This window comes from Bacteroides hominis (assembly GCF_033042785.2).
GTDB classification, from domain to species: domain Bacteria; phylum Bacteroidota; class Bacteroidia; order Bacteroidales; family Bacteroidaceae; genus Bacteroides; species Bacteroides hominis.
In genome coordinates, this window is sequence record NZ_CP178829.1 from 1227820 (window position 1) to 1253973 (window position 26154).

Sequence of the window (26154 nt, forward strand, 5' to 3'; positions counted from 1 at the left end):
TATTCCTATTTAGCGTATTGTTCAATTTCTGTTTCTGCATCTGTATTATCGATGTCTTCCCATTCGATAGGTTTCACCTTCTCCTGTAAATACTGGAAGAGAACGAACAAAGCAGGAACCACAAATATCTGGCATATCATACCGATAAACATACCGCCTACCGCAGCTGTACCCAAAGCACGGTTACCATTGGCACCTACTCCCATGGCAAGCATCAACGGAATCAAACCTACTACCATTGCTAAAGAGGTCATCAGAATAGGACGGAGACGTGCACCTGCTCCCAATACGGCAGCCCAGGTGATGCTCATACCCATCTTACGACGGTCGAGGGCAAATTCGACAATCAGGATCGCATTCTTTGCTAACAAACCTATCAACATAATCAATGCAATCTGCATATAAATGTTGTTGGTAGCTGCTCCCAAAATAGGGATGATATTATTGGCCAATCCCATCAGGTGGGCAAAGATGAAGCTGCCTGCCAGACCGAAAGGAATAGAAAGCAATACAGCCAATGGTAAAATATAACTTTCGTACTGGGCACTCAGCAACAAATAAACGAATACGAAGCAAAGAACGAAGATCATAGCTGTGGAGCTGCCACTGGAGCTTTGTTCTTCGCGGGTCATACCCGAGAATTCATAGCCATATCCTGTAGGTAAAGTCTGTTCGGCTACTTCCTGCATTGCCTGGATGGCTTGACCGGAACTATAGCCGTCAGCGGGAGAACCGTTGATGGTCATAGCGGTAAACATGTTGAATCGCTTGATATTATCCGGTCCGTAGATGCGCTTAATATTCATAAACTGAGTGATAGGCGCCATTTCGTTACCATTGCGTATCTTGATTGACTTCAGCGACTCGAGGTTGGTGCGACTGTTCGGTTCCGCTTGAATCATTACGCGATACATTTTACCGAAGCGGTTGAAGTTTGAAGAATACAAACCACCGTAGTAGCCTTGCAAAGTGGTCAGAATATCGTTAGGTGATAGTCCGGCTTTCTTACAGGCAGCTGCGTCGATGTCTATCATGTATTGCGGGAAGTTCGGATTGAACGATGTTTGCGCTGATTGAATTTCGGGACGGGCCTGCAATTTAGAGATGAAATCCTGAGCCACCTCATAGAATTTGTCAAGGCTACCTCCCGTTTTATCCTGTAGGTTCATCTCAAAACCGTTGGACACACTATAACCCGGAATCATCGGTGGAGCGAACAACAGTACACGGGCGTCTTTAATCACTTCACGAGCTTTGAGGTATAACATGCCCGAAACAAAGTCTGAACGTTCTTTGATGGATCGCTCATCCCAGTTTTTCAGTTTACAAATAAATGAACCGTAGCTGGGTCCCTGTCCTGCTATGAAGCTATAGCCTACAATCATCGTACGGCTGTCGATTGCCGACTCTGAAGCTATCAGGCTGTCTACCTGTTGCATCACCGCTTCGGTACGTTCTTTAGAACTACCCGGGGGCATGTCGACAACAGCCATGATGGTACCTGTATCTTCATTCGGAACCAAACCGGTCGGGGTGATATTCATCAGGAAAATCATCAGGGCAAAGCCGGCTACTACCGCACTGATTGTAAGCCAAGGTTTCTGGATGAAGAAAAGTACCCTTTTCTTATATTTTTTCAAAATCGTATCGTATGCCGCATTGAATGAAGCATGGAAGCGTTTGGCAAGCGTCACTTTTTCTTTTTTGTTCGGATCGTGTGGTTTCAGTAGGATGGCACACAGTGCAGGACTCAATGTCAAAGCATTCAAGGCCGAAAGTGCAATAGCGATAGCCATTGTCAGACCGAACTGGCGATAGAATGTACCGGAAGTACCGGACATGAAACTTACCGGAATAAATACAGACATCATTACCAATGTGATAGAAACGATGGCACCTCCCAATTCATTCATGGCGTCGATGGAAGCCAGACGGGCTGATTTATAGCCTTGGTCAAGTTTTGCATGGACGCCTTCCACGACGACGATCGCATCATCGACCACAATCGCTATGGCAAGTACCATGGCACATAGTGTCAGAAGGTTGATACTGAACCCAATCAGATATAAGACAAAGAACGTACCGATCAATGCAACCGGGATGGCAATAGCAGGAATCAATGTAGAGCGTAGATCCTGCAGGAAAATGTATACCACAATGAATACAAGAATAAATGCCTCGATCAATGTCTTGACTACCTCATGAATAGAGGCGAACAAGAAGTCATTGGCATTCTGTGATACATTTACTTTGACGCCCGGTGGGAAGGTAGAAGCTGATTTATCCAGTAAGGCGAGGATGTCGTTGATAATAGCTGTCGCATTCGAACCGGCTGTCTGGAATACGATGATGGTTACTGCCGGATGCCCGTTCACTTTATTGGTAAATCCGTAAGTCAGACGTCCCAATTCTACACTGGCGATGTCTTTCAGTCGAAGTACCTGTCCGTCTTCAGTAGCACGGATTACAATATTCTCAAATTCTTCTTGACTTTGCAGGCGCCCCTTGTATCTCAGAGTATATTGAAAAGTCTGGTTACCCTCTTCACCGAATGCTCCCGGAGCAGCCTCAATGTTCTGTTCGGCCAATGCTGCGGAAACATCGGTAGGCATCAGGTGATATTGGGCCATGATATCCGGTTTCAGCCAGATACGCATTGAATAGTCTGCACCAAGCACCATGGCGTCACCTACACCCGGTACGCGTTGCACTTCCGGCACCAGATTGATCTTGGCATAATTTTCCAGAAATTCGTTATCGTATTTGTCGTCGGAACTATATAAAGAGAATACCAGCAACATACTGGTCTGTCGTTTTGAAGTGATGACGCCTACTTTGGTTACTTCGGCGGGTAGCAGACCTTGTGCTTTGGCTACGCGGTTTTGAACGTTTACCGCGGCCATATCCGGATCGGTGCCTTGTTTAAAGTATACGTCAATACGGGCTTCACCGGTATTGGTTGCTGTGGAACTCATGTACATCATGTTTTCCACACCGTTGATTTGCTCCTCCAGCGGGGCGACTACACTGTTTAATACCGTTTGTGCATTAGCACCCTGATAAGTGGTCGAAACGCTTACCGTAGGTGGGGCAATATCCGGATATTGGGAAATAGGCAGCGAAATCAAGCCCAGAATACCCAAGATTACTATAACGATGGAGATCACCGTAGATAGTACCGGACGATTAATAAATCTATCTAGTTTCATATTTAACTTGCTATGCTGATTTTATTTTCCTTGTTTTTTCTCTTCAAGTGCTTGTTGGAAGTTGGCTTTAGCCTGTTCCGGAGTAACTGGTTTGATTGCCTGTCCGTCTTTCAGGGTGCTGGCATTATCCAAGACCACTTTTTCACCAGCTTTCAAGCCGGAAGTCACTACGTAATCGTGTCCGTTATCCACATTGAAAACATTTATTTCAGTCATCTTTACAGTATTGTCCGGCTGCAATACGAAAGCAAATTTCTTGTCTTGTATTTCCGTTGTAGCTTTTTGCGGAATAACAATTGCATTTTCCAGATGATAGGGTACGATCAGGTTGGCCATACCACCGCTTCTCAGCAAATGTTCTTTGTTAGGGAAAGTGGCCCGAATACTTACTGCTCCGGTATTTTGGTTGATGACACCACTAATGGTGGACATTTTACCTTTATCGGCGTAGGTGGTTCCGTCCGATAGTTCAAGCCCTACCTCCGGATAAGACTCTACAGCTGAAATCTGAGAACCGTCTTTACGTACCAGTGCCAATAGATCTTTTTCAGTCAGTGAAGAGTAGACATACATTTCGTTAATGTCCGAAACGATGGTCAGCGGAGTTTGGATAGAAGGGCTGACAAGGCTTCCCAGACGATAAGGAATTGTGTTGACAATACCATCTGAAGGGCTTTTTACATTGGTGAAGGTTAGATTTTGTTCTGCACTTATCAGTTGTGCCTGTGCGGAAGCCAGTTGTGCTTTGGCAGATGCCAGAGAGTTTTCTGCCATCGCCAGGTCATAATCACTGATGATATTCTTTTTATTTAATTCACGTTTGTTGTTCACTGTGATTTCTTGTGTGTTCACTCCGGCTTTTGCAGTAGCTACAGCTGCTTTGGCCGAACGGACAGCGGCTTCATATTGTACCGGATCGATGATGAACAATATCTGTCCTTTGCGTACCATAGAACCTTCGTCTACGCAAACTTTTGTGATGAATCCCGATACTTGCGGACGGATTTCTACGTCTTGTTTACCTTTGATAGTGGCCGGATAGGAACTCTTCAGATTTACTGTAGTGGGTTGCAGCACCTGCACTGCGCATTCCGGGGTTCCCCCGCTCAGGTCAAATCCCTTTTTGCCGCAACTCGACAGGAGGGCTAAACAAAATGCAAATAAAACAATTTTACTTTTCATACCTTCTTTATATTCAATTTATAATGATGTCCATTTTGTGGTAATGTGATTTATCGTGCTAACCCTTCAATGATAAGGGAGAGAAAACCGAATGTACTTAATCAGTTTTTTGCGCAAAAGTACTCTTTTTTCCATCTTGATGTTCTTTGAATAGCTGTTTTTTAACTATGTTTTTCTCTAATTAATATAGGTGTTGCGTAAAAAGCTGTCAAAAGGTATCTGTCATTCTCGTTGGAAACACTGCATAAGTGGAGCGGGAGAAGGTATATATAAAAACAGTGATCCGGAACACTCCGGATCACTGTTTGATTGTTGCTTTGAGGAGTTTCTTTTTAATTCCTTACATGTTGACTTTATGACGTACAGGTGTCAGGATGAAACTGAATTCATAATCCTGATAAGGTACGCGGTACTTTTCAAGCGGAAGTGTTCCCCAACTGTTGACACATCCTAATCCCATCTGCACCTTGTCAATGCACAGATTGGTGAAAGGAGCTTTCGGCACTTCAGGAGAGTGACGTTGGTCTTTCTGTGCTCCGTCATCCAAAGATTCGATGCTGTAGTTCAGGGCAGAAGCAGAGAAAGGAGTATCGCCTACGAACTGCAAGCCGTTTCCGCTGACGTTCAATACTCTCCACCAACGTAAATCGGTCTTGGTTCCGGTCTCCTGCGGTCGGATATATGGATAGAATTGTTCGGCAACTGTCTGGCGATATTTGCCAAGCATGGTAGAGTGATTACGGTCGGCGTAATTTTCTATCGGACCGCGGCCATAATATTCTACTTCATTAAAGTTCTCGGGCATTTGCATTTGCATGCCAAAGCGGAACATATCAGAAACTTTCTCTTCTTTGCCGGCTTCCATCTTTTGAGTTACTTTGATGGCGCCTTCATTGTTGATGACGTAAGTCAGGAACAATTTACCCTTTACGGCTTTCATGTCATATTCTGCCTGAATAACCGCCTGCTCGTTTTCAATATTCTGTTTCAGAGAAGTTAACTTCAGTCCCGGATTTTTCCATACGGCATACCGGTGCTGCAATCCTGCCCCATAGTCGTTGTCGGTAGGAGCACGCCAGAAGTTGGGAGTCAGTTGGGCTCCCTGATTCAATAACTGTATGCCGTCTGCTTCGTAGCGAGAAAGATAGCCATTGTGTTTATTGAATTCAATAATGAAGTTTTCACCTTCTACAATCAGGTAGTTATGATCGTTATCTTTGATAACCGGTACATGAACGGCAATGTTAGATGCCTTCCGGTTCTTTAATTCCGGAGTTTGGGCTTTGTACGGACGGATGGTCAACTGGTCATATGCCACTGTACTTCCTGCCGGCATCAATGTTTCGGCGGATTTCAGTTTGTAAGCAACGTTGAGTAGCAGTTCTTTGCATGGGCAGATATTTTCCGTATTCAGATTCAGTTTAAGGGTAGCTGTTTGTTGTGGAGCCACGTTCAGGTCCTGAATCACTCCGGCTTGCATTACTTCGCCGTCTGCCAGTAATTGCCACTCCATATAGTATGCAGACAAGTCGCGGAAGAAGTTTTCATTATATACTTTTATTTCTCCTTTGGCAAGGTCTGCGGGAGTGGTCCAGATGGACTGATAGAAATATCCTACTTCATGGGCATGCGGATTCGGACGGCGGTCGGGACTGATCAAACCGTTATTATTAAAGTTATTGTCCGAAGCGTCATATTTATTGAAATCGCCGCCGTATCCGTAAATATCTACACCGTCTTTATTCTTCCAGTGGTTGGCTTGGTCAACGAAGTCCCAGATGAATCCGCCCTGGTATTTCGGATATTTACGTATCAGATCCCAATATTCTTTGAAACCACCCTGTGAGTTACCCATGGCGTGGGCATATTCGCACTGAATCAGGGGCTTGTCTATGTTGCCTTCACAATATTTCTTGCAGGCATCATAATCGTAATACATCGGGCAGAAAATGTCTGTGAACTGATTGGTGCCTGCCTGTTCGTATTGTACGGCACGCGTTTTGTCTTCATTCTTGATCCATGTGTAGCATTGTTCGAAGTTCGGACCGTATCCGGCTTCGTTCCCTAAAGACCAGAAGATGATGGAAGGATGGTTATACCCTCTTTGTACGTTGCGCTGGTTGCGTTCCAGATGTGCTTTTTTATAAGATGGATTTTTGGCAAGTGTCTCTTTGCCATATCCCATTCCGTGTGATTCTACATTGGCTTCCGCCACTACGTAAATGCCGTATTGGTCGCAAAGGTCGTACCACAGATTGTCGTCCGGATAGTGACAGGTACGTACGGCATTGATGTTCAGCTGTTTCATTCGTAAGATGTCTTGCAGCATGCGTTCACGTGAAACAACATATCCGCCGTCCGGATCTATTTCATGACGGTCGGCGCCTTTGAAAAGCACCGGCTGACCGTTTACCAGGATTTGTCCGCCTTTCAGTTCTATTTTGCGGAAACCTATTTTGACCGGGATCACTTCCAAGGTGGTATTGTTACCACTTTTCAATGTTGCAGTCAATGTGTATAAATTGGGTGTTTCTGCGGTCCATTTTGCGGGATTGTCTACGTTCATGCCAACAGACTTTTTACCGTTTCCGCTAACTTGGGCTGTGGCTACGTTTTTCCCTGTCGGATCTGCCAGATTCAGTTCTACCGTTCCGCTTCCGTTTAGGTTGAGTGCTATATCCAGTGTACCGTTTGTATAATTGGCGTCCAAATCAGGCGTTACACGAATGTCCTGAATATATTTCTTATTGCGGCTGTATAGGTAGCAGTCACGTCCTACTCCGGAGTAGCGGAAAAAGTCCTGATCCTCCAGATATGTTCCATCACACCAGCGGAATACTTGGAAAGCGATCAGGTTTTTACCGGGTTTCAGGTAATTGGTCAGGTTAAATTCGGCTTCCAGCTTACTGTCCTCGCTATAGCCTACATATTTACCGTTGACCCATAAATACATATTTGAGGTTACCGAGCCGAAGTGAGCGAATATCTCTTTTCCTGACCATTCGGCAGGGATGATGATCTCTTTCCGGTATGAACCTACATGATTGTTTTCTATGGGTACAAAAGGCGGATTGTTTTTGTATTGGTTTCTCCAGGCATAACCTACATTCACATAAATAGGATCACCGTAACCGTTCATTTCCCATACACCGGGAACTTTCATTTGTCCCCATCCTTTGTCGTTATAGTCAGTCCGGTAGAAGTCGGTCGGACGTGCATCGGCATCTTTCACCCAGTTGAAGTTCCAGATTCCGTTCAGGGTTAAAAAGTTACTTGAGTTTTCTTTGTCAGCTTTCGCTGCTTCTTCACTTGAAGAGTAAGCAAAGTAATTGGTGTGCATCGGTGCACGGTTTACCGCATTAATTTCGGGGTTTTTCCATTCGTCATGTTGAGCCATGGTTGCGAGGCTACATATCGCCAGGCAGCAAGTCAGCAGTTGTCTTTTCATGGGGTTAATCTTATTAGGTTTGTAAATTGTTGGTCAAAGATACGTTTTTTGTCTTGTCAAGCAGACTCTTTTTGAATAAATTAGTGTAAAGTATAGCATTAATTAATGGATAAGGTTTATTTTTGCAGCATGTTAAAAGACAGTATACATAGAAAAAAACGATTCATCCGTAGTCTGTTGGGCGTCGCTATTTTGATGGCTACTCTTTATTCTTGTGCCAGTATGGGGCGTCCGGATGGAGGACCTTTTGATGAAACGCCACCCCGCTTCATCGGCAGTGCGCCGGCAGCAGGAGCTGTAAATAATAAAAAGTCAAAGATTGTTCTTGATTTCGATGAGTTCATTAAGCTCGAGAAGGCTAATGAAAAGGTAGTGGTTTCGCCCCCCCAGTTGCAACAACCCGAAATAAAACCCGGAGGAAAGCGGATCACCGTAAATCTTCTCGACTCTTTAAAACCCAATACAACTTATACTATCGATTTCTCCGATGCCATTGTTGATAACAATGAAGGTAACCCGCTTGGTAACTTTGCGTTTACGTTCTCTACGGGAGCTTCCATTGATACGATGGAGGTGTCGGGCACATTACTTGAGGCTTCCGATCTGGAGCCTATAAAAGGTATGTTAGTGGGGCTTCATTCCAACCTGAATGACTCGGCTTTTACCAAATTACCTTTTGATCGTGTGGCTCGCACCGATAGTCGTGGGCATTTTACGATTCGTGGAGTTGCACCGGGTAAATATCGTATTTTCGGTTTGATGGATGCCGATCAGAACTTTTTCTATAATCAGAAAGCCGAAGCTGTAGCTTTCAATGATTCATTGATTATTCCCCGCTTTGAAGAGAGGATACGTCAGGATACCACATGGGTCGACTCACTGACTATCGATACTATTGTTGAACAGAAGTATACTTATTACCTGCCCGATAATATTGTGCTCCGTTCGTTCAAAACACCTTCTGTTTCACAATATCTGGTTAAGAGTGAACGCCTTACTCCCCAAAAGTTTTCTTTGTATTTTTCGGCTCCGGCGGACTCTTTACCTGTACTGAAAGGACTGAACTTCGATGAAAAGGACGCTTTTATTGTAGAAAAAACATTCCGTAACGATACTATCCATTATTGGATACGCGACTCGTTGCTCTATAAGCAGGATACGCTTACGTTGAGTTTGAACTATTTGTACACAGATACGTTAAATCAGTTGGTCCCACGTACAGATACGCTGAGGTTGGCTGCGAAGAAAGTGAAGAAAGAAGAACCTAAAAAGAAAAAGAAGAAAGACGATGAGCCCGAACCTACCAAGTTTTTGTCGGTAAATACTCACGCGCCTTCATCTATGGACGTATTCGATTATATTACCCTGACTTTCGAAGAACCGGTCGCGCGCTTTGACAGTGCCGCTATCCATCTTCGACAGAAGGTAGATACGATATGGACGGATGTTTCTTTTGAGTTCGAACATGATTCACTGGATGTGCGCCGCTATAATCTCTATTATGACTGGGAACCCGGAGGAGAGTATGAGTTTGCCGTTGACTCTACAGCTTTTCATGGTATTTATGGCTTGTTTACCAATAAAATAAAACAAGCTTTCAAGGTTCGCCAGATCGAAGAATATGGTAACGTGTTCCTCAATATAACCGGAGCAGATTCTATTGCTTTTGTCGAACTGTTGGATAATCAGGATAAAGTGCTTCGACGGCGTCCGGTGGTTGACGGGAGGGCGGAGTTCTATTATCTGAATCCCGGCAAATATGGAGCCCGGTTGATTAATGACACCAACGGTAACGGAGTATGGGATCCCGGTGACTACGAAAAGGGTATACAGCCGGAGATGGTATACTACTATCCGCATATCATTGAATTTAAAGCGAACTGGGATGCCACTCAGGACTGGAATGTGACGGCTGTGTCTCTGGATAAGCAAAAGCCGGACGAACTTAAAAAACAGAAACCAGATGAAGACAAGAAGAAAAAGACCCGAGATAGTCAAAATGCTAACCGTAACCGCCGTAACAATTAGGCGGAAAGAGTTGGTATGTCTTATTATTGCTCTGCTTTTTGCTTTCCCATTGTCGGGTAACGCACAATGTGAAGCGAAAAACGATGCGTTTAAATCCGGTGAGCACGTCATGTACGAACTCTATTTCAACTGGAAATTCATCTGGAAGAAAGTAGGCTTGGCCAGTCTGACCACCAATTCCACAACGTATCATTCCGAACCTGCCTATCGGGTCAATCTGCTGGCCATCAGCAGTAAGGAAGCCGATTTCTTTTTTAAGATGCGGGACACCTTAACGAGTGTCATGACGGAGAAACTCGAGCCACGTTATTTCAGGAAAGGTGCCGAAGAAGGAAAACGTTATACCGTTGATGAAGCCCGTTTTTCTTTCCGGAACGGGATGTGCTACGTCAACCAGAAACGGGTGCGTAAAGATGGGAGTGTCACAGAGACAGAGCAAAGCGATACCCGGTGTATTTATGATATGTTGAGTATTCTGGCGCAGGCCCGTTCGTTCGATCCGAAAGATTACACCGTCGGCCAACGTATTCAGTTTCCGATGGCGACAGGGCGTAAGGTAGAGGAGCAGACCCTCATTTACAGGGGTATCAAGAAGATTACTGCCGAAAACGATACGACCTATCGCTGTCTGATATTCTCACTGGTAGAGTACAATAAAAAGGGAAAGGAGAAAGAGGTTATAACGTTTTATGTAACAGACGACCGGAATCATCTTCCGGTACGGTTGGATATGCACCTTAACTTTGGTTCGGCCAAAGCATTCCTGCGGAGTGTCAGCGGTTACCGTCATCCCCAGACCTCTATCATTACAAAGTAAACGGAACTTCGTCTTTTTTTCGGAATACGCTTGACTCAAAGGTGGCTATCAGCCTGCCTTCCTGATCGGTTACATCTATCTGATAGTAACCCGTACTGCGTCCTGTATAGCGTTCTCGTGCTTCGGCATAAAGCGTGTCGCCCGGTCCGCTGGCCCGTAAGAAGGTGATGTTGGAAGAAAGGGAGAAGGCCAGTGTGCCGTGTGAATTGGCTGCCGCTGCCAGTGCCAGGTCAGCCAAAGTAAAGATGGCACCTCCCTGTGTCCGTTGTCCTGCATTCAGATGTTCGGGCTTGATTTCCAGTTTTGCTTTACTGTATCCTTCCCTTATTTCAATCAACTCTACACCTGCGTTGGTGGCAAAAAGGTCATTTTTAAAGAATTCTTGTGCTGTCATTTTAATATCTGTTCCGATTTATTACAAAAGGACGCGGAGTATACAGAAAAAGTTATCAGTCCTGTTCCCTCCGCGTCCTTTGTGGTGCTTTTAAATAATTTTCTGAGATTTTATTTATTCAGTTTCCACTCAAATCCGTCCTTAGTATCTTTAATTTCGAATCCCAGTGCAGTCAGTTCGTTGCGGATCAGGTCACTCGTAGCCCAGTCCTTGTTAGCTTTTGCTTTCACCCGCTGTTCCAGCAGCATATCGACCACTTTCCCATAAGCGGCTTCACGTCCGTCTGACGAGCCGATTTCTTCTTTCAGGCCCAGGATATCGAAGCAGAATGTATGGAATACTTCTTTCAGTTCTTTCAGGTCATCGGCAGAGATGGTATTGTTTCCGGCAATGATATTATTGATCATCTTGGCTCCGTCAAAGAGATGTGAAATCACAATCGGAGTGTTCAAGTCATCATTCATCGCTTCAAAACATTTCGTGCGCAAGCTTTTTACGTCGACGTTCGAAGTAGCTGCAGGAGTGATTTTCTCCAGACCATCCACTGCTTCCATCAGTCGGCTCAGTCCTTTTTCTGCTGCCTGTAATGCTTCGTTGCTGAAATTCACCGGACTGCGGTAGTGTGCCTGCAAGATAAAGAATCGTATGGTCATCGGGCTGTAAGCCTGAGTCAGCAATTTGTGTGAGCCGCTGAAGAATTCATCCAGCGTGATGAAGTTTCCGAGACTCTTGCCCATCTTGGTGCCGTTGATGGTGATCATGTTGTTGTGCATCCAGTAGTGAACCATATCGTCACCCTGTGAAGCTACCGACTGTGCGATTTCGCATTCGTGGTGCGGGAAGATAAGGTCCATGCCTCCTCCGTGAATGTCGAAGTGTTCGCCCAGATACTTACGTCCCATGGCTGTACACTCGGCATGCCAGCCGGGGAAACCGTCACCCCATGGCGAAGGCCAGCGCATGATGTGTTCCGGTTGTGCCCGCTTCCAAAGGGCAAAGTCGGCAGGATTATGTTTTTCTTCCTGTCCGTCCAGTTCGCGGGTTGTATTCAGTACATCGTCCAGATTGCGTCCCGAGAGTTTGCCATAGTGGTAGTCTTTATTGTATTTGGCTACATCGAAGTATACCGAACCCTGGCTTTCGTATGCATAGCCGGCATCCAGAATCTTTTTTACCAATTCGATCTGCTCGATGATATGTCCCGAGGCATGTGGTTCAATGCTGGGGGGAAGTACGTTCAGTGCCTCCATGGCTTTATGGTACCGGTTCAGGTAGTATTGCACTACTTCCATGGGTTCCAGTTGTTCCAAACGGGCTTTCTTGGCAATTTTATCTTCCCCTTCGTCTGCGTCATGTTCCAGGTGGCCTACGTCGGTGATATTACGCACGTATCGCACTTTATAACCCAACCGGGTGAGATAACGGAAGAGTACGTCGAACGTGATGGCCGGACGGGCATGTCCCAGATGTGCATCGCCATATACCGTCGGTCCGCAGACATACATGCCCACATGTGGAGCGTGCAAAGGCACAAACAGCTCTTTTTTTCTATCTAAAGTGTTGTAAATCGTCAGTTGATGTTCCATAACGTTTGAGATTTATTCTGTTTTAAACCACAAAGTTAGAATAAATAATTTGAATTGGGACGTGTTCTGCCGGATTATTCTCTGTAAGTATATGTGTCTGATGTAAGATCGGGCCACTCATACGAAAAATGCATTCCGATCTTCCATCTTCCACCTTTTTCTGTTTATTTGTCTAATTATCAACGAAATGAATGGGTGGAAGATAGCGTTTTCAAGCCGTTTATCTTCCACCTTTATCTTCCATCTTCCACCCACTGTTTTTGATGGATAAGGTATTGATCTGTAATTGTATATAGTGTGTTATCTATCTGTTTATGCCGTTTAAAGCATTTCCTTTTCCTTAGTATCTTTAGTGAAAATGGTCCGGACTTTATCTCGTCCCGCATGCCCGGGCCCATAAGCCCGCATGCCTGTGCCCATGAGCCCGTATGCCTGTGCCCATGAGCCCGTATGCCTGTGCCCATGAGCCCGTATACCCGGGCCCACCGGCCCGGGTATACGGGCTGAGATAAGTTTAGTATGATGAATGATAATATACTTATATATAACGCGTTAATATCATGGAGAAATCAACTTGCTTTCTTATTAATTTCTGTGTTTAAACTGTTGTCTCCCCCTTCTCGGGTGCTTTTGTAAAGAACTTGTTTACGACCGCAGCTACACCGTCCTCCTCGTTGCTAAGGGTAATGTAGTCGGCGGCTTTCTTTACCGGTTCCTGTGCATTGCCCATGGCTACACCCAATCCGGCAAATTGAATCATTGAAAGATCGTTGTAGCCGTCGCCTACAGCCACCATCTCTTCCCGGTTCATGTTCAGCTTGTTAAGTAAGACAGATAAAGATTGTGCCTTGTCTATTCCCTGTGGCACCAGTTCGAGGAAGAAGGGCTCCGAGCGGTAAATACTCAGTTGACCTTGCAGTTCTACCGAAAGTTCGGCTTCAATGGGAATCAGACGATGTGGCTCACTCACGATCAAGCACTTAGGAAGTGGCAGACGGATATCTTTCAGAAAATCCTTGGAAGGATATATCTGCATTTTATTGAGGAAAGCCTCTTTCCGGACATACACGTCATCGGGATATTCAGTGATGATATATTGCCGGTCGTAAGTCAGGATAGGGAGTTGGTTGCGTGTGGCGCATTCGTATAGCCGAGGTATCACTTCGTCCGGCAATACATTGGCATAAACGATCTCTCCGGTACTCCAGTCGATAATTTCTCCGCCGTTATAGGAGAGGATAAATCCGCCGAACTCCTTCATGCGCAGTTCGTCGGCCAAGGGTGCAATACCAAAGGTAGGACGTCCCGATGCAAGTATCAGTTTCACACCCTGTTGCTGTACACGTATCAGTGCTTCTCGGTTGCGTGGAGTTATCTCTTTTTTAGCGTTGGTCAGTGTTCCGTCCAAGTCGAGTACGAGGAGTTTGTATTTCATCAGTCGCTTTTGTTTGGGTTTTGAGGGTGCAAAGGTAGTGGTTTTTCTGAGATGAATATTGAATTAACTTAGATTTACTGAGAGCTTATAACCATTTCTGGGTATAGTTACGAGTTCTATGGTAGGGTCAATAGACAGGTATTTGCGTAGTTTTGATATTAAATTATTTATTCCTTGTTCATTTCCATTTGCTTTCCCCCATAGTTCTTCTTCTATTTGCCGACGTTCAACAAGTTGTTCTTTATAAGCAACCAAAAGTTTAAGTAGTTTGTATTCTGCTTCGCTCAGTTGTTTAATAACTTTCAATTCTTTAGTGCATAGCAATTGGGTGTCTGTGTCTAATAAAAGAGAACCTATCTTTATTTGATATGGATGTGAAATTGCATACCTTTTGATATATGCAATTAATTCATCAATTTCAAAAGGTTTTTTCAGATAAGCTACTGCACCTGCACTTAGTGCTTGGACTATCAATTGGCTATTTGTGTGTGAAGATATAAATAATATAGGAGTATTAGGGGCTATTGCCTTCAATTCCGGTACAGCCTCAATGCCATTTTTATTTCCGATTTCTACGTCGAGTACGATCATGTCTGGATGTGTTTCAACGATACAAGCCTTTGCTCCGTTTAGTGAAGTTTGATAAAGAACTTCATAACCTTCTTCCTGCAGAATCATGGTATATATATGTCCAAGTGCGATATCGTCATCAATAAAAAAAATTTTGAGTTTTTCTTCCATCTTTTTATCTTATTTTGAAATATAAAAAGTAAACGTACTTCCTTCATTTTCTCGGCTTCTTAGCTGTATTTTTCCACCGTGTGCCTGAATTATATATTTAACGTATGATAATCCTATGCCATATCCTTTCTGGATTTGCGATGTTTTTCGGGGAACCTGATAGTACTGACTGAATATCTTCTTTTGGTATTTAGGAGCGATTCCCCAGCCATTGTCTTTTACTTCTATTTGTATGCCTTGACTAATTTCAACTATTTTTATTTGTATTTTCACTCCATCATTAGAGTACTTCAGAGCATTTTCTATTAGGTTCTTTATGGCATTCTCTATGTAGAGTTGATCGGCTAAACACTCTATGTTTGGTGACTCGTTCACTATTTCAATACTATGCGGTTTTGAACTTAAGTCTATGCAGATATTTCCGATGGCTGTTTTAATTACTTTTTCTATGTTTATTTTTGTCCTTTGTAAAATGATGTGCTGTGTTGTACCTCTGGCACAGATTAATATGGACTCAATTTGTGTTGTTAAGTGTTTGGCTCGTTTGATAACTTCGTTCATTAGTTGTTTCTTTTTGTGGTCTGATTCATTTTTTGTGAGCCAACAAGTTAGAGTTATAAGTGCATTTAATGGTGATTTTAGATCGTGGACTATTCCATTTACACTTGCTTCGCGATTTTTTAATATTTCGTTCTTTTTACGAATGACGGTTAGCTGAAAAATAAGGCATCCTAATACTATAGCGACAATCAATATGGATGCTATTAGAGAATAGAGCATTTGAGATAAGATCGTGTCATTGGGAAGTCCTGATTCTATTTGTATGTAGAGGAGTCCTTTGGTGCCAATTGGCTTTTGGTTTGTAATGATTTGAAAATGGGATTGTAGATGAGCGTTTCCAACAGAATCTATTATTTGTTTTTCTTTATTACGTAGAGTAATATAGTGATTAATGTTTAGGTCGTAGAGTTCATCTTGAAAAAGACTATCAATGATTGATAGAATCGGAGGTTTTTGAATCGCTAGTAATCCATCTTGCTTAATTTGTGTAAGGAGTTCAGAGACGTTTCGTGCTACTCCATTTTGTTCTAAATGCACTAAATCAATGGTGTCTCCTTTATATCCGGCTCGTTCTTCTTCGGACATATATTCAACAGATTTTATAAAGATTGTAGAGTGCTTTGATTGTTCTATATGCATGGAACGAAGGCCTACTTCCTTTTCGATGGCGTTAAGAAATGCTTTATTTATTTTTTCCGTATATTGATTCTCATATTTCTGATACATACTGTTTATCCAGAAAACTTGAAGAAGGATTAAGGCTATAGAAGCTAAGATGGTAAGCAGTAGTTCTTTTTTCATGATTTTTTTTGTTTGAAGTGTGACAAAGATATAAATAGATATTTAATTGATGAAAGAAATGGTTTCTAATAATTTATATAATTAAAAAATATAGTTTTGAGTATATAGGTATTAGGTGTTTGTTATAAAGAATTAAAGGATATTGCACTATGTTTGCAACATACCAAAATTATAATAAGATGGAAAAAATATTAGAAAAATTGTCACCAGAAGAATTAGATTCTATAAAAGGTGGAACTTGGGTTTTGACTGATACGGGATGGGTTTGGATTGAAGGAACAATTTAAAATAGTAGTGCCGAGATCCAGAAATTTGTGAGTGATGAAATTCCAATACTATAATCTTATAATAAAATAATATGAGAACATCATCTTATAATATATTAGTGAATGTAGATAGTAAGCTAAACTTATTCGCTATTTTAAACGGATATACTCAAGCTTTTGACATAGTAAATGAAGATGTTTATTGGGCTCTGAAAACTGGACAAAAACTGGAAGACTTGCCTGATGTTATTCTAAGTAAATTGAAGAAAAGAGGATATGTGACACCATTAACAAAAAGTGAAGAAATAAAATTGGTTCAAGGTCTGTCCGATAGAGCTCGTGAGAATCATTTATTTCAAAAATATAATTTTCATTTTATAGTTTCATATGCATGTAATTTGAGGTGTATATATTGTTATGAAGATAATATATTAAATGGGTGTAATTCTTTATCTAAGAGGACGATGACTTTGGAACAGGTTGATAAAGCCTTTGAAATAATTACTGAAAAGGATAAGGTAAATCAAAGTTCTAAAACAATAGCATTGTACGGAGGGGAGCCCCTTTTAAGAGAAAACTATGATGTCATATCATATATAGTGGAAAAAGGAAAGCGGATTGATCATACTTTTAGGGTTACTTCTAATGGATATGATATAGATGCTTATGCTTTTATGTTACAAAAAAATAGTAATTTATTTTCGTTTCAGATAACTGTTGATGGAGTTGAAGAAATTCAAAATCAGAGAAAACCTCATTTTAAGAATAGCGATTCTTTTATGAAAATAACTAATAATATTGATTTTTTATTAAAGTGCGGTATTCCTGTTAATGTGCGGATAAATTCTGATTTGTATACAATCAATAAGATTCATAACTTACTCAGTTTTTTTGAAGATAAAGGGTGGTATAAATATAAAAATTTCAGAGCTTATTGTGCCCTTTTACGTCAGGAGGTTGATGTTAAACAACAAATTCAACATTCTCAAATGGGGCAGTTGGATTTATTGAAATACTATAATGATAAAATAAAGAACAAAGAGATAACTGAACGAAAGATCTTTTGTCAAGACTGTGGGACTTTGGCTCTGTTGAAAAATTTATTATTGAATAGAAAACATTCATATAAGGGGAGTTTCTGTGGAGCTCAGACAAATAATATTATTTTTGATCCTTTTGGAGATTTATATTCTTGTTGGGATGTAGTTGGTTTGCCAGAACATAGGGTTGGAAGATATATACCTGATTTTTGTATTGATGATACTAAATCGATTAAATGGTTTGGCCATAGAGTTAGCGATACAAAATGTATACAATGTAAATTTGTACTTTTTTGTGGTGGTGGGTGTTTGGTCAGATCTTTAAGAAAATCTGGTGAAATAAGTTTTGGAAATTGTAATGAGTATCCACAAAGTTTCAAATATTTGATGAAAACAGTTTGTAAGGAGATTCTAGAGAATAATTATGATGTTTTATGAAGGTGGATATTTCTACTATTGTTATGTTGCTGACGGAAGAGGATCTATTAGAAAAATGTGCTATTTCTAATTTCGAGTTTTGTATAGAGAATGTATTGAGGTATATAGAGAATAGAGATTTATTTAATCCTGACTTTTTTTTATTTCAATTGGAAAAGCAAACTGTGAAATTATTAAATTGTATTGAATCGGATTTGATAGATCAATCTAGTAGTGCTATTCGCCTTCGGGGATTATTGCAAGAAGATTTTTCAGAAGCATCTGTTATTTTATTATTAGATATTCTTGAAGATATGAACTATAAAAATAGGAAGAGACCAATAATTGTGAAGAAAATAAGATGAAGCACATAGAAATTGCACATGAAATTATTGATTATTTGCATTTAGTTTTTCCGAATGATTCCATAGCCATAGCAGGTTCTGTTGCAGATGGAACTTTCAAAAAGAATAGTGATATTGACTTACTATTATTGTCAGAAAGACTGAAATGCTCATATGCGGTGAGCTTTTTATATAAAGGAAAGAGTATCAGTATATTTGTGTTTTCTAAGGCTTGTATTCGACGGAATATGGATAAATATTTATATAGTTATCATAATATGCCTCTAAGATATGTCTATTCTTCGCAGTGTGTATATGATAGTGGAAATATGTTGAATGCTATATGTTGTGAAATAGATGATGCTTGTTTGAAAAGGCAATTGTTCAAGAGTATATTATCCAGAGAAATAAAAGATCATATTTTACATCTATTGAACAGAAACAATTTAGATATTATTCATAGAAAGGAGGTGCTGTATTTGGTTGTAAATAAGGTGGTTACTCTCTTTGTCCTGAAAGAGTATTCTAACAAGGTTACATCTAAGATAGAAGGACGAGATCCTTTTACTTTGATTAAAAAAAAGGATGCATATTTATATAATTTGTTGAAAGTGTGTCTACCTTATCATGGTAATTCATTGTTTTTGATGCGCAATTATTTTGAAAATTATATATTAATTAATTATTGAAATCATGAAAAAAGATAAAATGTTTTCATTAAATACTCAAATAGTTGAGTTTAATGATGAGATGGGTCTTGAAGAAAGACTTGAGTTATTGAGTATGCAAGATCTGCAAAACATGAGAGGCGGAGGAGATTGTACTTTAATGGACTCTTGCAAGTGTGCTTTACAAGGTATGACAATTTGTCCAACGGAAAGTTGTGATCCTTATTTTGTTGGTTGTGGCATTGATGAACATCAAGGGTGCAATTCGGATTCTTCCTGTTGGGGAGATGATTTTGATGATGATCATTGTATGGCAATGACATAATCGGGTATCTATATTATTAAAGGGTATAAAAAATAATTGCTATATTACTCTTGTGAATCCTTGCTGACAGGCATTTATATTATTTATATATGTATGTCCCCTTAGTTCGGATATATGTTGCTAAATATAGGTAGTCAACCTTGGATCATTGCATTGGAACCTATTAATGTTATGGTTCAAGGTTGATTTTTATTTAATATTTGTTATATGAGAAATCTGTTTTTAATATTCCTTTTTTGCTATGTAACTGGGAAAGCCCAGGACAGAGCGTGTGTCGTGAGTGAAAAGGATAGCATTCCTCTTTCAAATGTATATATCTGTTTGAAAGATAGGAGAGTCATAGCTATCAGTGATGAAAAGGGTGTGTTCTCATTAGAGAAATATGATTCGTTGTCATTGAATGATACTTTATATTTTTCTCATATTAATTATTTGCACAAGAAATTGTCTTATGGTGATTTAATTAAAAATAGATGTACCGTTTTTTTAATAGAGAATAATCGGGTTTTGGAAGAAGTATCTATTTTTAGCAATAGGCATTTAAATCGCTTTTTGCATTATGAAATATTGTCTCCATTGAAAAGAGGAGTCTATTCGTTTGCTTCGGTCTTGGTAGATGGGCAGATTTATATTGTAGGAGGGAGTACGTCGTGCGGTCCCTTTCAGAGTAATATACGTTCTACTCTATTTTGGGAAAAATATAGTAACATGATGTATAGATATGATATCAAGCAAGATAAGTGGGAGACGATCAGGCATAAGTTTAGAGAAAGGGCATATCATACGGCGGGTTATTATGATGGAAAAATTTTTATTTTAGGTGGAAAGAGATTGTCTGAAACCAGAATTGTTGATTATCTGGATAATGCAATAGAAATATATGATATTAAGCGTGATACCGTTTGGACAGATTATACTAATCCGCATCAAGCGACTCTATTGGGATCCGTTGTGTATAAAGATAATATGATTGTTTTAGGCGGTGTTAAAAAGGTTTTGCAAAATAATGAAGGAGTCTATTCGGATGAAATGCATTTATGGAATTTAAAATCCGGCTACTGGTATGAGTTGGGAAAAATGCCGATTAGGCAAGCTCCTGATGCAATTCTGGTTGATCATTGTATTTATTTAATCGGAAATAGTAACGGTGGCGGACGGAGTCTTGAATGTTATAACTTATTGACAGGCGCATGGACCAATGCCGGACATTTGTTATATCGGCTTGGCTGGCCCAGTTTAGCTTATCATAATGATATAATTTATATTTTTGAACAAGGTGTTGTGCAGACGTTCAATATAAAAAGCAGGCAAGTTCGTTCGTATATGATAGATCTGAAATTGAAATCTCCAGCTTTGTATTACTTTGATGGGAAATTATATATTTTGGGAGGATTTTATATGGGAGATCCCTCGCGCAATGTATATAGTATTGATCTGAAAGAATTTGATAAAACAGAAATCGATTATTATTATAACAATAAAAGGTAAGCATTCGGTGAATCCTGTCTATTGTATAGAAACTGAACTTTATTGTTTTTTCTTATTCTACCATTATTATCATATTTTTAAAATCTAAAAGTATCTCTTTGCAATTTTTGAAATAGTTAACTCCTAAATAGCCATTGTATTTGCCATTAGCATTCTTCATGATCAGTATATTGAGCATATGATGAAAAACATAGACTCAGAATTACTAAAATCAAGCTTGTTCTTTTCATAATATTATGGTGTTGTTTACAAATATGGTAAGTCTTATAGATGATAGCAAATATTCTTTTCCAAAATTTGTTAATCTTGTTTGGGGTGCTTGAAGTATTTTAAATTAATATGGTAGAATATTTATTTGGTTTTCTTTTTATCAAGAAATATCGTTTTACACTTGGTTCTATATTTTGACCCCGTTTTACAAGTACATATCCACGTAGTTTCTCTAACAACAAGTCAAGAGGGAGCATACGTCATTGACAACCGGTCTTCACTAAATAAAAGATTGCATTCCAAATCATTCGTAAATCATATTTTCGCTTTCTTGCTTGCGGGTTCAACACTTTTGTTATATATTGCCACTCTGTTTCCGTTAAATCAGTTTGGTACATCTTTTTTAAGTTTGGTCACTTCAAAGAAAGCAACTATCAGACTGATATGGAAACTTTGTTAGAATTTTTTTTACCGCCTCTAAACAAACTGCAAAATGCAGTAGTATTGGAAGGTCTGGAAATGAAGGTGATTTTCGGGGGAAGCGGGTCTTCGTTGTGCCCAGATGGTTATCCGTATGTATTCAGGTGTTCTAATGGCAATCTACATTGTTGCAAAGTTAATTCAGAGTCTGTTTGTTGTCCATAATTGACAACTTACTCTTTATTAAATGCTTATCATCTATTTTGGTGGATGATAAGGCTCTGTTAATTAATTAAAATTGAAGATCATGAATATGAGAAAAGTATTTTATTTAGTTCTATCACTTGTAATTGCAAGTTGCACCTCTAATAAGGAACTGCAAGAGAAACTGGCATTTATTGATGTCACCAAAGAATATCCCGAAAAGAAAATTGAGCTCACCGATATTGCGGATGTCTCTTATCTGTACCTCAATTCGAAAAATGATGATTATCTCTATAAAGGCAGCATTGATTATGTAACCGAAAACAATATTATTGTTATAGACCGCTCTCAGAACAGCGTGCTGTTTTTCTCAAAAGAGGGAAATCCCAAATCACATTTTAACCGTAGGGGACAGGGATCGGAAGAATACAGAGATGCATATTCGGTAATGTATGACGAAGCAAATGATGAAGTGTTTGTTTCGCCCGACTTTAGCGATCATATTATGGTCTATTCATCATTGGGTGAATTCAAAAGGAAAATAAATTTACCTCAGACGAATGTTAACGGACAAATGGCCTTATTTGACGATGTGTCCATATTGGTGTATGATAACACGAAATTGTGGAAATCTATCATGCAAAGCAATGCCCCAGGTATAGTACAAACCATTGATTCAGCTTTCTTTCTTATTTCCAAATTGGATGGTACAGTGCTGGATTATATCTCACTACCAAACAAAAATATAGATCTGAGTTATAAAGATTTGAACAGTGTATTTACTGGTCAGGTGAGTTACGGACGTGTGAGAAAGTCGGCTGACGGATTACTTTTATACAATCCTGAATCCGACACCGTTTTTCATTACAGCAAAGAAAAGCATTTAACTCCATATATGCACAAAAAACCAATATTGAGCAGTCAAACCTCAATGACGGTTATGGATATCTGCATGGATGCGGGAAAATATCAGTTTATAGCGGTTTACCCTTATCGGGAAACAGCGAAATCTCCGACACCAAAGTATTATATGCGCAACAAAGCAACAGGAGAACTGTTTCGCCCCAAAATAACTCTTTCCGATTTTGAAGGAAAAGAGTTGTATATCAATCCCCGGCTTTTAAATTATTATGAACATGCATACCACTTTGAACTGGATTTTGCTGAACTCGAAGAAGCATATTACAAAAACAAGCTCAGCGGTAAACTCAAAGAACAGGTTGCTTCACTTCTTGAAGATGAGGAAAGTAATAATGTTTTTGTGTTTGCGGATTTTTATTGATAAAAACACACCTTCTGGGGTTGTTTTCAATATTGAGTGATTTGTAAAAAGAGTTACAGATAAGCCTGGACTACATGAAGAGATGATATTACATGTCGTACCAAGATCAATACAATATTTTAGTAATTGCCAACAAGTCTTCAAACTACAAAACAATGACTTTTCTCGTAGCGCACTCAGCGATAATACTCATTATTAAATATTTAATAGAGGGGAAAGTTTACAAAAGTCCCGCCCACTCCTGATTGGTTAGTGTGGGGAGCTGATCTGTTTCTGTGATGAAAGTTTCCGCCAGTTTTCGTTTTTCCTCTTGTAGCTGTATGATTTTCTCTTCTATGCTTCCTTGCGTGATGAAACGGTAAGCAATTACTTGTTTGTCTTGTCCGATACGGTGCGCGCGGGCAATGGCCTGTGCTTCGGCTGCCGGGTTCCACCAGGGATCGATGATGAACACATAGTCTGCTTGTGTCAGGTTGAGGCCCACTCCTCCGGCTTTTAGTGAGATAAGGAAAGCTTGTATCCTGGGGTCACGGCTAAAGCGTGCAATCTCTTCCGGGCGATTGGTAGAAGAGCCTGTTAGAAGAGCATAATCCCATTGACGTTTACGAAACTCATCGGCCACCAATTCCAGATGTTTAACGAAAGAAGAAAAGATCAGGACCTTATGGCCTTCGCTCCGGAGTGTTTCGAAGGTCTCTATAATCAGGTTTAGTTTACCGGATTCACCGATGAAACCGGGTAAAATCATCTGCGGATGGCAGGCGAGTTGCCTTAAACGGAGAATCCCGTTGAGTACTATGAGCGGTTGCTGACCCTTCTCTACGGTCTGTTCCAGCAGAATGTTCCGGAGACTGTTCTTTTCATGTTGGTAGAGCTCGTTCTGTTTCTTTGCCATGTCGCAATAAATCACTTCTTCGGTTAATGACGGTAGTTCCGGAGCTACTTCCTGCTTGCTTCTGCGTAGTATAAATGGGGAAATGAGTTGTCGTAAACGAAACTTCATCCGTTCGTCACCTTGACGGATGGCGTTGATGAACTGTTTGCTGAACGCTGTCTCGTTTCCTAAAAGTTCAGGCTGTAGAAAATGAAACTGTGCCCAAAGATCCTTCAGGGAATTCTCAATAGGAGTTCCTGTCAGAATTAGCCTGTGTTTACTTTGTAATTGTATCGCTGAACGGAATGTAAGTGATTCGCTGTTTTTTATGTTTTGACTTTCATCGAGAACTATGTACTCAAACTTATATTGGGATAAAGTCGCAATATTATTGCGCATCGTGCCATAAGTGGTAAAGACCAGATGATATTGGTCGAAGTGCTTTGACAAACGATTGATTTCATTGGCGGAGTTTCCGTTATATTCCGTCATTGACAGGCTGGTAAAACGGGATGCTTCCCGTTTCCAGTTATGCAAAAGCGAGGTAGGCACAACAATAAGGGTGGCATGCAGACGTGGTGTCTGGCTTTTCTTTTGATTTAGTACAGCACATTGCAAGTCGTTTTGTCCGCTTCGGGAGGCGTTGAGGGCTTCGGTTTTTACCGGAAAAAGTGATAACTGCCCCTTTTCATCGAAGAAAGCTTCCTTTTGTACAGGAGAGCCTTGAGTGTTTTCTTTCTCTTCCAGGCTGTTTGTTTCCTGATTTGTTGAGGCGGCTGTTCCCGGTTTGTAGATGTATTGTAAAAGTGTAAGGGTTTGCAAGGTCTTTCCAAGGCCCATATCATCGGCCAGACATCCTCCGAATTTTTCGAGGTATAGGTTTGCCATCCATGAGAAACCTTTCTGCTGATAGGGGCGAAGATTGGCCTTGAGTCCTGCAGGTACAGGGATTGGTTTCTCCAATCGGACGTCGGTTACTATACCTGGACCTTTTTCCAGGATCGATTTTATTACACCCACAAAAGGACGCTTCAGTCGGATGTTCTTACCTGATTCTTTACCTATCTCAAGCAGATTGGCATATTTGGTGAACCATTCTTCGGGGAGGAGGATAATGCGTCCGTCAGAGAGGGGATATTCTCTGTTGTTGTCCAGTATATTTTTGCGGAATCGGCTAAAGGGAATTTTCTGATTGTCTATGACGACATTGATATGTAATTCGAACCAGTCGGGGCTATCTTCGTAATCCTGTTCTATCCGGATATCCGGAAGATAGTATGGCTTCTTGTGCGTATCACTTGATAAGATAAACTTTTCCAGTAGCATTTCCCGGTGACGGCTGACCCACTCGGTAATGTTTTTTTCGGGAGCGATAGGCGATAGTTTGAAATGGGAATCACTGACACATTGTAATCCGGCTTTTTGAAGCAGACGGATTGCCTGCTTCTCGGCAGTTGAGTTACGTTGGAAATAGTGGATGACAGTTTGTCCATTCTCTTGCTCCCGGAAGATGATTTTCTTGATTCCATCGGAACCATGAGGTGAAAAAGTCCGGTCTCCATAACGAAAATCAAGCCGTAACAAAGTATCATTATAGATTGTATCTTCAAGGTAGAGATAAGCATCACACGGACGTCTTTCTCTGATCACTTTGACTCCTTGAATATTGATTTCATGGTAATACGCAAGGGGAATCATGATATTGTCTATGTATTTTTCAGTCAATGAAGCGTCCACGCTGATACGTTCTTTCTTGGTGAAAGGCAGTAAGCGTGAAGCTTCAATATGGGGGACAGTAAATAAATCCATACCCAGCAATAAGGTGGCAGGATTGGAGGTGAGGACAGTGACAGGTTTTTGTTCCATCAGTGAAACCGGCAGGTCGTCATAGTAGCATTGCAGTTGATAGCTGAAATATTCCTCGGTTACTTTAAAAGAGAAATGGGCTTCTAAATCGTGGGGATGGACACGGTATGCATGGTGTTCATAGAGTTGCTTGCTTCCACTTGGTTTCTGATAAAACGGAAGTTGCCTGGTGCGTATCAGTTCTAACATCTCCAACAGTTTCTTCTCTATGAAAGGACGGATTTGTTCTTTAAGTTTGTTATTGTCCTCGGCCAGTTTGCGGAGGAATTTAGGGACTGTTTTTTCACGGGAATAGACTCCCATCAGATATTTTTCAGTATAATGAGAAGCAATGTCAATGGCTTTTTGTTCTGCTTCATTCATTTTTTTGATCGCATCGGGAGAGGCATGGAAAGCTTGTTCGATCACTTCCAACGTGTTGTCAGGGGTTCGGCTGACAGTGTAGGGGATGAGTAATATCCCCAGAACAGGGTGCTCTACGAGTACAATGACAACTTGGTTGGTGGAAAGTGCTTTTTTCATTCTGTCCGGTTTGGAAGGTCAAAGAT

General features: G+C 40.8%; 18 protein-coding genes. 8 read left to right on the forward strand and 10 right to left on the reverse strand.

Annotated features, from left to right (window positions below):
* Positions 1-5 precede the first annotated feature (5 nt).
* The 3 genes from R3O62_RS05410 to R3O62_RS05420 form a co-directional block, all read right to left on the reverse strand.
* Positions 6-3209, reverse strand: coding sequence for an efflux RND transporter permease subunit (locus tag R3O62_RS05410; RefSeq protein WP_005779563.1), 3204 nt, complete (start codon positions 3207-3209; stop codon positions 6-8).
* Positions 3210-3230: 21 nt separating this feature from the next.
* Entirely contained in the window at positions 3231-4391 is a 1161-nt protein-coding gene (locus R3O62_RS05415) for an efflux RND transporter periplasmic adaptor subunit (protein WP_005812297.1), read from the reverse strand.
* A 340-nt stretch (positions 4392-4731) separates the two neighbouring features.
* Positions 4732-7839, reverse strand: a complete 3108-nt coding sequence (locus R3O62_RS05420; RefSeq protein WP_005812290.1) for a glycoside hydrolase family 2 TIM barrel-domain containing protein — start codon at positions 7837-7839, stop codon at positions 4732-4734.
* A gap of 105 nt (positions 7840-7944) precedes the next feature.
* On the opposite strand from R3O62_RS05420, the gene R3O62_RS05425 reads away from it, so the two are divergent.
* Together R3O62_RS05425 and R3O62_RS05430 are read left to right on the forward strand one after the other, a co-directional pair.
* Positions 7945-9867 carry an Ig-like domain-containing protein gene (locus R3O62_RS05425; protein ID WP_005822637.1) on the forward strand — a complete coding sequence of 641 codons (1923 nt, stop codon included), beginning with the start codon at positions 7945-7947 and terminating at the stop codon, positions 9865-9867.
* Positions 9803-10684, forward strand: coding sequence for a DUF3108 domain-containing protein (locus tag R3O62_RS05430; protein WP_032530739.1), 882 nt, complete (start codon positions 9803-9805; stop codon positions 10682-10684). The genes R3O62_RS05425 and R3O62_RS05430 overlap by 65 nt, the downstream gene beginning before the upstream one ends.
* Here the strand turns inward: R3O62_RS05430 and R3O62_RS05435 are convergent.
* From R3O62_RS05435 to R3O62_RS05455, 5 genes are all read right to left on the reverse strand, one after another.
* A complete protein-coding gene (locus R3O62_RS05435) occupies positions 10674-11078 on the reverse strand; it encodes a PaaI family thioesterase (protein ID WP_005779558.1) in 405 nt (134 codons plus the stop codon). The genes R3O62_RS05430 and R3O62_RS05435 overlap by 11 nt on opposite strands.
* Positions 11079-11188: 110 nt before the next feature.
* The gene (cysS, locus tag R3O62_RS05440; protein WP_317472453.1) at positions 11189-12664 is read right to left on the reverse strand and encodes a cysteine--tRNA ligase; all 1476 of its coding nucleotides are present in this window, start codon (positions 12662-12664) and stop codon (positions 11189-11191) included.
* 598 nt (positions 12665-13262) lie between these two features.
* The gene (locus R3O62_RS05445; protein WP_032542256.1) at positions 13263-14099 is read right to left on the reverse strand and encodes a Cof-type HAD-IIB family hydrolase; all 837 of its coding nucleotides are present in this window, start codon (positions 14097-14099) and stop codon (positions 13263-13265) included.
* Positions 14100-14162: 63 nt separating this feature from the next.
* Entirely contained in the window at positions 14163-14840 is a 678-nt protein-coding gene (locus tag R3O62_RS05450; RefSeq protein ID WP_005812282.1) for a response regulator transcription factor, read from the reverse strand.
* 9 nt (positions 14841-14849) lie between these two features.
* Positions 14850-16202, reverse strand: a complete 1353-nt coding sequence (locus R3O62_RS05455) for a sensor histidine kinase (protein WP_032542254.1) — start codon at positions 16200-16202, stop codon at positions 14850-14852.
* Between the two features lie 358 nt (positions 16203-16560).
* Here R3O62_RS05455 and R3O62_RS05460 point away from each other — a divergent pair, with 358 nt between their 5' ends.
* The 5 genes from R3O62_RS05460 (at position 16561) to R3O62_RS05480 (ending at position 20750) form a co-directional block, all read left to right on the forward strand.
* Positions 16561-17946, forward strand: a complete 1386-nt coding sequence (locus tag R3O62_RS05460; RefSeq protein ID WP_005812277.1) for a radical SAM/SPASM domain-containing protein — start codon at positions 16561-16563, stop codon at positions 17944-17946.
* On the forward strand, positions 17943-18290 hold the full coding sequence (locus tag R3O62_RS05465; RefSeq protein WP_317472452.1) for a hypothetical protein: 348 nt from the start codon (positions 17943-17945) through the stop codon (positions 18288-18290). The genes R3O62_RS05460 and R3O62_RS05465 overlap by 4 nt, the downstream gene beginning before the upstream one ends.
* Positions 18287-18958 (forward strand): nucleotidyltransferase domain-containing protein, encoded by a 672-nt coding sequence (locus R3O62_RS05470; RefSeq protein WP_005812275.1) that lies wholly within the window; start codon positions 18287-18289, stop codon positions 18956-18958. Before R3O62_RS05465 ends, R3O62_RS05470 begins: the two co-directional genes overlap by 4 nt.
* A 4-nt stretch (positions 18959-18962) precedes the next feature.
* On the forward strand, positions 18963-19262 hold the full coding sequence (locus R3O62_RS05475) for a hypothetical protein (RefSeq protein WP_269098020.1): 300 nt from the start codon (positions 18963-18965) through the stop codon (positions 19260-19262).
* Positions 19263-19469: 207 nt separating this feature from the next.
* Positions 19470-20750, forward strand: a complete 1281-nt coding sequence (locus tag R3O62_RS05480) for a Kelch repeat-containing protein (protein ID WP_269098021.1) — start codon at positions 19470-19472, stop codon at positions 20748-20750.
* A gap of 470 nt (positions 20751-21220) precedes the next feature.
* Here the strand turns inward: R3O62_RS05480 and R3O62_RS05485 are convergent, their stop codons facing one another.
* Complete coding sequence (locus tag R3O62_RS05485) at positions 21221-21358, reverse strand: transposase (protein ID WP_032542923.1); 138 nt, start codon at positions 21356-21358, stop codon at positions 21221-21223.
* 329 nt (positions 21359-21687) lie between these two features.
* On the opposite strand from R3O62_RS05485, the gene R3O62_RS05490 reads away from it, so the two are divergent.
* Positions 21688-22866: a 6-bladed beta-propeller gene (locus tag R3O62_RS05490; protein WP_122142639.1), complete on the forward strand. Its 1179-nt coding sequence runs from the start codon at positions 21688-21690 to the stop codon at positions 22864-22866.
* 220 nt (positions 22867-23086) lie between these two features.
* On the opposite strand, the gene R3O62_RS05495 is transcribed toward R3O62_RS05490, so the two are convergent.
* Positions 23087-26128, reverse strand: a complete 3042-nt coding sequence (locus tag R3O62_RS05495) for a DEAD/DEAH box helicase (protein WP_317472451.1) — start codon at positions 26126-26128, stop codon at positions 23087-23089.
* Positions 26129-26154 lie beyond the last annotated feature (26 nt).

Excerpts from the sequence above, each read along its gene's own strand:
- R3O62_RS05410 (WP_005779563.1), bottom strand. The coding sequence starts at position 3,209 with ATGAAACTAGATAGATTTATTAATCGTCCGGTACTATCTACGGTGATC.
- R3O62_RS05415 (WP_005812297.1), bottom strand. The coding sequence starts at position 4,391 with ATGAAAAGTAAAATTGTTTTATTTGCATTTTGTTTAGCCCTCCTGTCG.
- R3O62_RS05420 (WP_005812290.1), bottom strand. The coding sequence starts at position 7,839 with ATGAAAAGACAACTGCTGACTTGCTGCCTGGCGATATGTAGCCTCGCA.
- R3O62_RS05425 (WP_005822637.1), top strand. The coding sequence starts at position 7,945 with ATGGATAAGGTTTATTTTTGCAGCATGTTAAAAGACAGTATACATAGA.
- R3O62_RS05430 (WP_032530739.1), top strand. The coding sequence starts at position 9,803 with ATGAAGACAAGAAGAAAAAGACCCGAGATAGTCAAAATGCTAACCGTA.
- R3O62_RS05435 (WP_005779558.1), bottom strand. The coding sequence starts at position 11,078 with ATGACAGCACAAGAATTCTTTAAAAATGACCTTTTTGCCACCAACGCA.
- cysS (WP_317472453.1), bottom strand. The coding sequence starts at position 12,664 with ATGGAACATCAACTGACGATTTACAACACTTTAGATAGAAAAAAAGAG.
- R3O62_RS05445 (WP_032542256.1), bottom strand. The coding sequence starts at position 14,099 with ATGAAATACAAACTCCTCGTACTCGACTTGGACGGAACACTGACCAAC.
- R3O62_RS05450 (WP_005812282.1), bottom strand. The coding sequence starts at position 14,840 with ATGGAAGAAAAACTCAAAATTTTTTTTATTGATGACGATATCGCACTT.
- R3O62_RS05455 (WP_032542254.1), bottom strand. The coding sequence starts at position 16,202 with ATGAAAAAAGAACTACTGCTTACCATCTTAGCTTCTATAGCCTTAATC.
- R3O62_RS05460 (WP_005812277.1), top strand. The coding sequence starts at position 16,561 with ATGAGAACATCATCTTATAATATATTAGTGAATGTAGATAGTAAGCTA.
- R3O62_RS05465 (WP_317472452.1), top strand. The coding sequence starts at position 17,943 with ATGAAGGTGGATATTTCTACTATTGTTATGTTGCTGACGGAAGAGGAT.
- R3O62_RS05470 (WP_005812275.1), top strand. The coding sequence starts at position 18,287 with ATGAAGCACATAGAAATTGCACATGAAATTATTGATTATTTGCATTTA.
- R3O62_RS05475 (WP_269098020.1), top strand. The coding sequence starts at position 18,963 with ATGAAAAAAGATAAAATGTTTTCATTAAATACTCAAATAGTTGAGTTT.
- R3O62_RS05480 (WP_269098021.1), top strand. The coding sequence starts at position 19,470 with ATGAGAAATCTGTTTTTAATATTCCTTTTTTGCTATGTAACTGGGAAA.
- R3O62_RS05485 (WP_032542923.1), bottom strand. The coding sequence starts at position 21,358 with ATGTACCAAACTGATTTAACGGAAACAGAGTGGCAATATATAACAAAA.
- R3O62_RS05490 (WP_122142639.1), top strand. The coding sequence starts at position 21,688 with ATGAATATGAGAAAAGTATTTTATTTAGTTCTATCACTTGTAATTGCA.
- R3O62_RS05495 (WP_317472451.1), bottom strand. The coding sequence starts at position 26,128 with ATGAAAAAAGCACTTTCCACCAACCAAGTTGTCATTGTACTCGTAGAG.